This is a genomic window from Xanthobacter sp. BG11Y11_SDJG (assembly GCF_057364445.1).
This window is the reverse complement of record NZ_JBNFNU010000134.1, coordinates 1-10,274: the sequence shown is the minus strand read 5'-3', so window position 1 is coordinate 10,274 and position 10,274 is coordinate 1. Positions and strand designations below refer to the sequence as shown.

The following is a 10,274-nucleotide window of genomic DNA, read 5'->3' as shown; positions in this document are numbered from 1 at the left end:
CGCCATCCATCCGGCCACCTGCGCCCGTATCCCTTTCCGTTCCCGGCCTGCCCGCTTCGTCTCCCGCCCGCTCGCGGGCACGGCGCGCCGGTCCTGACCCGCCCCTTCTTTCGGCCGCTGGGCCGCCCCGGACGTTCATGAAGAGCAAGACCTCCCCTGCGCGGGACACCGATGCCGCCCCCGCTCCCCGCCGCGATGCCCGCACCTTGTCGATCCGGGGCGCGCGCGAGCACAATCTGAAGAATGTCGATCTCGACATTCCGCGCGACGCCCTCGTGGTGTTCACGGGCCTGTCCGGCTCGGGCAAGAGCTCGCTCGCCTTCGACACCATCTATGCCGAGGGCCAGCGCCGCTATGTGGAGAGCCTCTCCGCCTATGCGCGTCAGTTCCTGGAGATGATGCAGAAGCCGGACGTGGACCAGATCGACGGCCTGTCCCCCGCCATCTCCATCGAGCAGAAGACCACCTCGAAGAACCCGCGCTCCACGGTCGGCACCGTCACCGAGATCTACGACTATATGCGCCTTCTGTGGGCGCGCACCGGCATCCCCTATTCGCCCGCCACCGGCCTGCCGATCGAGAGCCAGACCGTCTCGCAGATGGTGGACCGCGTGCTCGCCCTGTCCGAGGGCACCCGCCTCTATCTGCTCGCGCCCGTGGTGCGCGGCCGCAAGGGTGAATACAGGAAGGAGCTCGCCGACTGGATGAAGAAGGGCTTCCAGCGGGTGAAGGTCAACGGCGCGTTCCACGAGATCGCCGACGCCCCGGCCCTCGACAAGAAGTTCAAGCACGACATCGACGTGGTGGTGGACCGCATCGTCGTGCGCGCCGATCTCGCCCAGCGCCTCGCCGACAGCTTCGAGACCGCGCTCGGCCTCGCCGACGGCATCGCGGTGGCCGAGTATGCCGACGAGAAGGACGAGCACGGCGCCCCGCGCCGCATCATGTTCTCCGAGAAGTTCGCCTGCCCGGTCTCCGGCTTCACCATTCCCGAGATCGAGCCGCGCCTGTTCTCCTTCAACAACCCGTTCGGCGCCTGCCCCGCCTGCGACGGGCTCGGCGTCGAGCAGACCATCGATCCCGAGCTGGTGGTGCCCGACAAGGCGCGCTCGCTGAAGCACGGCGCCATCGCCCCCTGGGCGAAGTCCACCTCACCTTATTATGGGCAGACCCTGGACGCGCTGGCCAAGCACTATGGCTTCAAGCTCACCGTGCCGTGGGAGGACCTGCCGGAGAAGGCGAAGGACGTCATCCTCTACGGCTCCAAGGGCGAGAAGATCGCCTTCGCCTATGACGACGGCCTGCGCGCCTACGAGACGCAGAAGACCTTCGAGGGCGTGGTGGTGAACCTCGACCGGCGCTGGAAGGAGACCGAGAGCGACTGGGCGCGCGAGGAAATCTCGAAATACTTCTCCACCGTGCCCTGCGCCGCCTGCAACGGCTATCGCCTCAAGCCGGAGGCGCTGGCGGTGAAGGTGGCGGGCCGCCACATCGGCGAGGTAGGCACCCTATCGGTGAAGGCCGCCGCCCGCTGGTTCGAGGACCTGCCGGCCCAGCTTTCCGACAAGCAGAACGAGATCGCCGGACGCATCCTGAAGGAAATCCGCGAGCGCCTGCGCTTCCTTCTGGACGTGGGCCTCGAATATCTCACTCTGGCGCGCGCCTCCGGCACGCTCTCCGGCGGCGAGAGCCAGCGCATCCGCCTCGCCTCGCAGATCGGCTCCGGCCTCACCGGCGTGCTCTATGTGCTGGACGAGCCCTCCATCGGCCTGCACCAGCGCGACAACGAGCGCCTGCTCGTGACGCTGAAGCACCTGCGCGACCTCGGCAACACCGTGATCGTGGTGGAGCATGACGAGGACGCCATCCTCGCCGCCGACCATGTGGTGGATGTGGGGCCGGGCGCCGGCATCCATGGCGGCCGCGTGGTGGCCCAGGGCACCCCGGCGGAGATCCTCGCCAATCCCAAGTCGCTCACCGGGCAATATCTCACTGGCGCGCTCTCGGTGGGCGTGCCGGCGCGGCGCAAACCCAACCCGAGGCGCATGCTCACGCTCTCCGGCGCGCGCGGCAACAATCTGAAGGACGTGACGGCGCAGATTCCGCTCGGCCTGTTCACCTGCATCACCGGCGTCTCGGGCGGCGGCAAGTCGACGCTGCTCATCGACACGCTCTACAAGGCGGTGGCGCGGCGCCTCAACGGCGCGAGCGAGGCGCCCGCCCCGTTCGACAAGATCGAGGGGTTGGAGCACCTCGACAAGGTGATCGACATCGACCAGTCGCCCATCGGCCGCACCCCGCGCTCGAACCCGGCGACCTATACCGGCGCCTTCACGCCGATCCGCGAATGGTTCGCCGGCCTGCCGGAGGCCAAGGCGCGCGGCTACGGCGCCGGACGCTTCTCGTTCAACGTGAAGGGCGGGCGCTGCGAGGCCTGCCAGGGCGACGGCGTCATCAAGATCGAGATGCACTTTTTGCCCGACGTCTACGTCACCTGCGACGTCTGCAAGGGCCGGCGCTACAACCGCGAGACGCTGGAGGTGACGTTCAAGGACAAGTCCATCGCCGACGTGCTCGACATGACGGTGGAGGAAGGGGCGGCCTTCTTCAAGGCGGTGCCCTCGGTGCGCGAGAAGCTGGAGACGCTGCACCGGGTGGGGCTCGACTATATCAAGGTGGGCCAGCAGGCGACCACGCTCTCCGGCGGCGAGGCGCAGCGGGTGAAGCTCTCCAAGGAGCTGTCGAAGCGCGCCACCGGGCGCACGCTCTATATCCTCGACGAGCCCACCACGGGCCTGCACTTCCACGACGTGAAGAAGCTCCTGGAGGTGCTCCACGAGCTGGTGGACCAGGGCAACACGGTGGTGGTGATCGAGCACAATCTGGAGGTCATCAAGACCGCCGACTGGGTGATCGACCTTGGACCCCGAGGGGCGGCGACGGCGGCGGCGAGATCGTCGCGGCGGGCCCGCCCCGAGGCGGTGGGCGAAGGAGAAAGCGCTCCCACACCGGGCGCTTCCTTTGCGGAGGTGCTGGCGCGCCGGCCGATGGCGCCGGCCGCGAGCGTTGCGGAGGCGCCGCCGCGGCGCTCCGGCCGGCGCCGCGCCGCCGAATAGGTCGTGCGCCGGTTGGGGAAGTCCGGCCCGTGTCCGCACCGGGGACGGGCGGCCTCGCCCGTCAGAACGATACGGAACGCTCGCTGAACCGCGAGCGGGTGCGGCGCATCAGCCGTCCGATCCCGTAGGTCCACATCAGTTGCAGGCGTCCGGACAGGCCGACGGGAAATCCGGAGCTTTTCGGCACGAACCAGCCATTGTGGCCGGTGCGACGCACCAGCTGGTAGCGGTTGCGCGCCATCAGGCGGGTGGTTTCGCCGAAGCGCTCGCGGTCATCCACCAGGATCAGGGCCGGGCGGAAGCGCGCGAAATCGAAGCCGCGCAGCACGTCCGGTTCCGAGCCCTCGACGTCGATGCTGAGGAAGTCCACGTGGTCGAGCCCGGCATCATCGAGCACCTGATCGAGCGTCGCGCAGGCGACCGAGACGACGAGCCCGCCTTCCGCCTGCTTGTCGCGGAAGCGGAGCGTGCTCAGTCCGCGCCGCGACCACAGACGGGCGGCGCGACCGGCCGCCTCCGGCGCGACGCACGCCACCTCGAACACCGACGCGCGGCGCGACTTGCGCAGATGGTCTGCCTGGCTGGGCTCGGGCTCGATGAGGACCCCGGTCCACCCGCTGATCTCCAGATGATAGGTCTGGCTCTGAAACACCGGGTCGAACGCCCCGACTTCCACGAAAACCCCGTCCCGACGGTCAAAAAACTGCGACACAAGGCTGCGCTCAACCTCGGCCGTAAAAACCGACTGGTCGGCTTTGCCGACAAATGCCATGGCTACCCCCGCAGATCGCCAATCCAAGTGTAGGCGCTAGCACCTATACTCTTTAACCTCCAGCCACGCTTGCAGACCCGCCCAATTATCGTAGCAATGGCAGTCGTATGATACCACAATGCGACGGTTCTGCAACGGCTGATGGCATCATGAAACCACATCTGCGATGGCTGCATTGCTGCAATGCAGCAACCCGTCTTCCCTGCGTGGACCACGCTCCTTAGGTTGCATCAAAGCATGCAACTCGCTCCCGTGTGAGCAGTCGCAGCGTTGGAGGCAGTCATGGTACTCTGGGGTTTTCTGGCGCAGCAGTTGCGTCGCTGGCAGGTCTACCGCCAAACGGTTGCAGAGCTGTCCAAGCTCGACGACCGCACGCTGGCCGACATCAATGTCGCCCGCAGCGAGATCCACTCGGTCGCGCGCCGGGCGGCGTCGATCGGCGCCTGAGTGACGGGACACAGACGGACCGGCGGGCGGCAGCGACCGGCCGCCGGCCTTTTCCTTGCTGCGGTCCTTGACCTTGTGGCACAGAACGCCCCCTTCGAGACGCCCCGTCGGGCGTCCGGTGGGAGGCTTGAGCCTTGAGCGAGACCCGGCAGCCTGAGCCCGCGCCGCACGCCGTGCCGCGACCGGTCCATGTGATCGGCGGCGGCCTTGCCGGCAGCGAGGCCGCGTGGCAGCTGGCGCAGGCCGGCGTCGCGGTGGTGCTGCACGAGATGCGCCCGCACCGCACCACGGAAGCCCACCTCACCGACGGCCTCGCCGAACTGGTGTGCTCCAATTCCTTCCGGTCCGATGACGCGCAGAGCAATGCGGTCGGCGTGCTCCATGCCGAAATGCGCCAGGCCGGCTCGCTCATCCTCGCCTGCGCCGATGCGAACCAGGTGCCCGCCGGCGGCGCGCTGGCGGTGGACCGCCTCGGCTTCTCCCAGGCGGTGGGCGCCGCGCTCGAAGCCCATCCGCTGATCGAGATCCGCCGCGCGGAGATCGCCGGCCTGCCCCCCGAGGACTGGGACAGCGTGATCGTCGCCACCGGCCCCCTCACCTCCCCGGCACTGGCGGAAGCGGTGCGCGCCGTGACCGGCGAAGAGGCGCTCGCCTTCTTCGACGCCATCGCCCCCATCGTCCATTTCGACAGCATCGACCTGTCGAAGGCTTGGTTCCAGTCGCGCTACGACAAGGAAGGGCCGGGCGGCACCGGCGCCGACTACATCAATTGCCCGCTGGACGAGGCGCAATACAACGCCTTCGTGGATGCGCTGATTGCCGGCGAGAAGGCGCCGCTGCGCGACTTCGAAGCCAAGACCCCCTATTTCGACGGCTGCCTGCCCATCGAGGTGATGGCCGAGCGCGGCCGCGAGACCCTGCGCTTCGGCCCCATGAAGCCGGTGGGCCTCACCAATCCCCACACCCCCGGCGTCAAGCCTTACGCGGTGGTCCAGCTGCGGCAGGACAACAAGCTCGGCACGCTCTACAACATGGTCGGCTTCCAGACCAAGCTGCGCCACGGCGAGCAGGCGCGCATCTTCCGCACCATCCCCGGGCTCGAAGGCGCGGAATTCGCCCGGCTCGGCGGGCTCCACCGCAACACCTATCTCAACTCGCCCCGCTTGCTGGACCCGAGCCTGCGCCTCAAGGCGCTGCCGCGGCTGCGGTTCGCCGGCCAGATCACCGGCTGCGAGGGCTATGTGGAGAGCGCCGCCGTGGGCCTGATGGCCGGGCGCTTCGCCGCCGCCGAACGGCGCGGCCTCGCGCCCGATCTACCGCCCGTCACCACCGCCCACGGCGCCCTGCTCGCCCACATCACCGGCGGCCATCTCGACGCACCCGAAAGCGAGGGGCCGCGCGCCTTCCAGCCCATGAACGTGAATTTCGGCCTGTTCCCGCCGCTCACGGAAGCGCCGAAATCCAGCGACGGCAAGCGCCTGCGCGGTTCCGAGAAGACGCTCGCCAAGAAGCGCGCCCAGGCCGCGCGCGCGCTCAGCGATTTCGCCCTCTGGCTCGACACGGCCGGGAAGGCCGCCTAGAAAAGCCCGATGCCGCGCCGCGAAAATCCAGACGTTGCAATCGAATACGGAGCCGATCCCGCGGCCTTCCGCGTCGACACGGTGCTGAAGCGCGACGTGTTCTCCACCGTCGAGCGCGGCACCTACGTGACCCGGGACGGACGCGAGATGAGGCCGTGCGCCGGTCGCTGGGACGCGGTTTCGCCCTGGTTCGCCTTGCTCGCCGCGCGGCTTGCCGCGTTCGAGCGCCGGGCGCTGGAACAGGTCACGCGCACCGGCGTCACCACCCCGCTGATCGCGGTGGGCCACCGCTTCCTGGTGCGCGGCTGGATCGAGGGCGTGCCGCTCCACATCGCCCGCCCGCACGGCGACCGGCACTTCTTCCATTCCGCGCGGGCGGCGCTGCGCCGCCTCAACCGCGCCGGCTACGTCCACAACGACCTCGCCAAGCAGCAGAACTGGCTGCGCGGGGCGGATGGCGAGGCCTGGCTCATGGACTTCCAGCTGGCGCTGCCCGTCAGCCGGCGCTGGAAGCTCGGCCGGGTTCTGGCCTACGAGGACCTGCGCCATCTCCTGAAGCACAAGCGCACCTATTGCCCTGGAGACCTCACGCCGCGCGAGAAGACGATGCTGGCCAAGAAGAGCCTCATCACCCGCGTGTGGATGGCCACCGGCAAGAAGGTCTACCGCTTCGTGACGCGCCGGCTGATGTCCTATTCCGACACCGAGGGCCGCGGGCCGCGGGTGACGCAGGTGGGCCCGCGCATCGCCGCCGCCCTTGCCGCCCACCCCGAGGTCGCGGCGGTGCACATGGCCGACTTCCAGACGCTCGGCGGCAAGGTGGGGCTCTACGCCTTCGTGGAGCCGCGGGTCGGGGCAGAGCTTCGGCCGAGCGCTGCGCGCGCATCTGGACGCGGCGCTGCCGGACCGGCCCCATCTCGACCACGTCCAGATCGTCCCGCGCCTGCCCCTCGGCGCCGACGGCGCGGTGCGCGACGATCTGCTGCTGCTGGTGGCGCGCAACCAGATCGAGATGGTGGACACCCTCTCCGGCACCGAGGAGGTGCGCGCCCTGATGGCCGACATCGCCCGCGCCCGGCTCAATCTGACGGACCGGATCACCCGAACGGCGGCGTGAGGGGCGGCAGGAGAAGAGCCGTAAATGGAACTTATTCTTAAAAGTTCCGGCGCTTAAGCAATGTTTACAAAGATGACTTTAACCAAGAATAGATATATCAAGAAATAGACACAAATCCGACCGGCGCAAGCAACACGATCAGATTTTGCTGCTTTATAATTTTAACAGCTGAATTGTGATTTTTTACGCCAAGGCGCATCCATCGATCGATATGAGATTGTCCAAATTGACCCATTGTGAAAAGAACACAAAAGAACATCGATCATCCCATTCATTAAAATTCTTTTTTGCTAGTTTGAGACAAAGTCTAAATAAATAATACATGTATATTACAGTAGTCGCTGTCGCAAATATGCCCAATAAAAGATTTGAAATATTCTCCGTCATAATAAACTTTCCTTACAATCCCCGTCTCCCGCACCGACACGCGCGCCACATAGGCTGGCTGCTGCCCCTGGCGACCGCCGCCATCCTCGGCTCTTCAAGCTACCATCCGCTTTCCGCCGCCGTAAGCCCGCCTCGCAAGGCGGGATAATTTCTTTCCGAGATGCACCGCCCCCGTCGCCTCCCGCCTCGACCGGTGGACCTATGAACCTCGCCGGCGCTTCCTGCGCCTGAGCATGGATGCCTCGACCAGGCCGGAGCATGGCGCGCCTGGGAGGGGCCTGAAGGGGTGAACCGAGAGCCTCGGGCCTGTCCACGTCGCCCGTCCCGTCCTGGTCGAACACCAGCACGACGTCGCCGGCGGCGGCCCAGGACATGCGGTGCTGCGTGCCGTCGCCGTTCACGTAGCGACAGATGGTGGAGGATGAGCGGGGTGACGCTGAAGATCTTTAACGTCGCGTGACGGCAAAGAAGGCACATGCCCAGATTGAATCGTTTCTGACCTAGCCCACCTTTGATGTTTATGCTTGTGATCAAAAGCCTTGTATGGACACTGAATTCATTATAGTGATTTTAATTTTCTGATGAAATATATTTCTATTGCTATAAATGCTCCGAACATGAAAAATTGACTCAAATGAAGAAAAAATACTCTAACATACTAATGTCATTCATGTTTGCAAGCGAATTATTGATGTACGTATCAATATAATGGTATATATAAAACAGACATGTATACAATAAAAAATATACTTTATTTTGAGTGATATATAATTATTTATTAAGCATAAAATCGTAAAAATGGATGCCAAAGATATCGCTAAAAGCGGAATCGATATAATATTTAAGCCAGATGTAATTAAAATTACATAAAATAAAATAGAAGAATTAAAAATCAATACACCTGATATCGTCTTCGCAATTGAAAGCGGCGAATGAGTTATTGTTGTAAGTATTTTGAATCATTTGTTTAGGCCCTATTAATTGAGCGCCGGCATGTAGTTTGCTCGTCGCGTTAAAATAGACCGTAAATAAAAGTTGCGCTATCTCTCCATCCCCGCCTCATGCCGATACCCCAAGATCGGCGAAAGCAGATACTTGATGAGCAGCCACTGCCCCATCTTGATCTCCACCGCTACCTGCACCAAACTGAGCTGCTCCGTAAACATATAGCTTCCTCATTAAGGTGGATTTAATGACTCTATGTTTTCCGAAAGTAATTGTTATTCTTTGAAAAATTGTAATATATCGATTCCACTTCCTCCATAGATAGGATTTGCATTACTATATTATGCGCCAGAACAATAGTTTGATTGAGTTTATTTGACATAACTATCTCATTTCTTCAAGCGCAGATTTGGCGTCTAGAGCGTTATCGATTTTGATAAAAATATACCTAAACATAAAAATAGTCACTCCAACTCCAATTGTTATAGGCAGGATTCCACTTATATTTAAATTATCTCCTACGCTAAACGACCCCCGTTGATAGTATCCAAGAATGACATTCGAAATAAAATATTTACAATGATAATTTTTATTCTTTTTCCTGATTTTTTATGTCTTTTTACACTCATGCCCAACAAAAACACCGGCGTTTATAATAACAAAACAATTTTATTAGAAGGGAGATAAAATCTGTCTTTTCGTAAATTATGATATAAATCTCAACGGATGGAACGACCGTCAAAATAATAATTGATAATACCGATATCCATGTATGTAATTTCTCTGGATTGTCTGGCGTTGAGAGGGGCATTTATATTATCCGCCGTAATTTAATTTGATATCAATAATTTATTTCACGTAGGGGCAATCATCTCTCCCTCCCGAAATCATGCCGATACCTCAAGATCGGCGAGAGCAGATACGCGATCAACCGCCGCTGCCCCGTCTCGATCTCCGCCGTCACCGCCATCCCCGCCTCGATGGGCCGGAACCCCTGCTCGGTCTCGATCCCCGCCTCCCGCACGGACACGCGCGCCACATGGGCCGGCTGCCGCCCCTGGCGATCGCCGCCATCCTCGCCCGCATTCTTCTTCACGCTACCATCGGCGACATGGCGCCGTAAGAGGCGACGCGGAACATGGTCTCCTGTCCCGGCTTCGGCGGCATACGACGCCGTCGCCCTCCGGCTCGACCGGAGGGCCCATGCTCGGGCCGCCGGCCTGGACCCGGCGCATGGATGCTCCGGTCAAGCCGGAGCATGACGGTTCGCAAATCATGCGGCACAATCTTGGAATGGCGGCGCATGGCCCATCGCCGCCGCCCCCTCACCCCCATCCCCTCTCCCGCGAGGGGAGAGGGGAGATGCGCCCCGCATTCACGGGTTCCGCCACCGGACGCGCCGACATCGCACGCCATCCCCGCCGTTCGCGCCCCCTCTCCCCTTGCGGGAGAGGGCCGGGGTGAGGGGTTCGGACGCCCCTCGGCACGCCCCGCTGGGGCCGGACCGCGCCGAGTGCTAGTCTCCCCCTCCCCCAACCACCGGGAGACCCCATGCCCGACCTCATCCTCGGCCTTGCCACTGCCCTCGCCATCGGCCTCGTGGTGGGCGTCGAGCGTGGATGGCGCGAGCGGGACGAGCCGGCGGGCAGCCGGACCGCGGGGGTGCGCACCTATGCGCTGTCGGCTCTTGGGCGGCGTCGCCGCGGCGCTCGCCCAGGCCACGGGCAGCGCGGCGGTGCTGTGGGGCACCGGCCTCGCCTTCACCGCCGTGTTCGCCGCCTTCAAGTATCGCGAGATGGCCGGAGGAGGAGGACTTCAGCGCCACCGCATCATCGCCGCCATGCTGGTGTTCGCGCTCGGCGCGCTCGCCGTGGCGGCGAGCCGCAGGCGCCGGCGCCACCGCCATCGCC

Annotated in this window: 5 protein-coding genes and 2 pseudogenes; 5 read left to right on the top strand and 2 right to left on the bottom strand. The window is 63.3% G+C overall.

Annotated features, from left to right (window positions below):
- Positions 1 to 137 precede the first annotated feature (137 nt).
- A pseudogene (uvrA, locus tag AC2W7M_RS12685) lies at positions 138 to 3,116 on the top strand (excinuclease ABC subunit UvrA).
- A 61-nt stretch (positions 3,117 to 3,177) separates the two neighbouring features.
- Here the strand turns inward: uvrA and AC2W7M_RS12680 are convergent.
- Entirely contained in the window at positions 3,178 to 3,888 is a 711-nt protein-coding gene (locus AC2W7M_RS12680; RefSeq protein ID WP_486132661.1) for an FkbM family methyltransferase, read from the bottom strand.
- Between the two features lie 282 nt (positions 3,889 to 4,170).
- On the opposite strand from AC2W7M_RS12680, the gene AC2W7M_RS12675 reads away from it, so the two are divergent.
- The 3 genes from AC2W7M_RS12675 (at position 4,171) to AC2W7M_RS12665 (ending at position 7,073) form a co-directional block, all read left to right on the top strand.
- Positions 4,171 to 4,335: a DUF1127 domain-containing protein gene (locus tag AC2W7M_RS12675; RefSeq protein ID WP_486132660.1), complete on the top strand. Its 165-nt coding sequence runs from the start codon at positions 4,171 to 4,173 to the stop codon at positions 4,333 to 4,335.
- Positions 4,336 to 4,508: 173 nt separating this feature from the next.
- Positions 4,509 to 5,915 (top strand): methylenetetrahydrofolate--tRNA-(uracil(54)-C(5))-methyltransferase (FADH(2)-oxidizing) TrmFO, encoded by a 1,407-nt coding sequence (gene trmFO, locus AC2W7M_RS12670; RefSeq protein WP_486132662.1) that lies wholly within the window; start codon positions 4,509 to 4,511, stop codon positions 5,913 to 5,915.
- A gap of 9 nt (positions 5,916 to 5,924) precedes the next feature.
- Positions 5,925 to 7,073 carry a serine/threonine protein kinase gene (locus tag AC2W7M_RS12665; RefSeq protein WP_486132659.1) on the top strand — a complete coding sequence of 383 codons (1,149 nt, stop codon included), beginning with the start codon at positions 5,925 to 5,927 and terminating at the stop codon, positions 7,071 to 7,073.
- A gap of 2,159 nt (positions 7,074 to 9,232) precedes the next feature.
- Here the strand turns inward: AC2W7M_RS12665 and AC2W7M_RS12660 are convergent.
- Positions 9,233 to 9,460: a hypothetical protein gene (locus AC2W7M_RS12660; protein ID WP_486132658.1), complete on the bottom strand. Its 228-nt coding sequence runs from the start codon at positions 9,458 to 9,460 to the stop codon at positions 9,233 to 9,235.
- 576 nt (positions 9,461 to 10,036) lie between these two features.
- On the opposite strand from AC2W7M_RS12660, the pseudogene AC2W7M_RS12655 reads away from it, so the two are divergent.
- A pseudogene (locus AC2W7M_RS12655) lies at positions 10,037 to 10,274 on the top strand (hypothetical protein); the annotation flags it as partial.

Bases quoted from the DNA above. Each gene is read 5' to 3' on its own strand.
- AC2W7M_RS12675 (WP_486132660.1), top strand. From the start codon at position 4,171: ATGGTACTCTGGGGTTTTCTGGCGCAGCAGTTGCGTCGCTGGCAGGTC.
- AC2W7M_RS12665 (WP_486132659.1), top strand. From the start codon at position 5,925: ATGCCGCGCCGCGAAAATCCAGACGTTGCAATCGAATACGGAGCCGAT.
- AC2W7M_RS12680 (WP_486132661.1), bottom strand. From the start codon at position 3,888: ATGGCATTTGTCGGCAAAGCCGACCAGTCGGTTTTTACGGCCGAGGTT.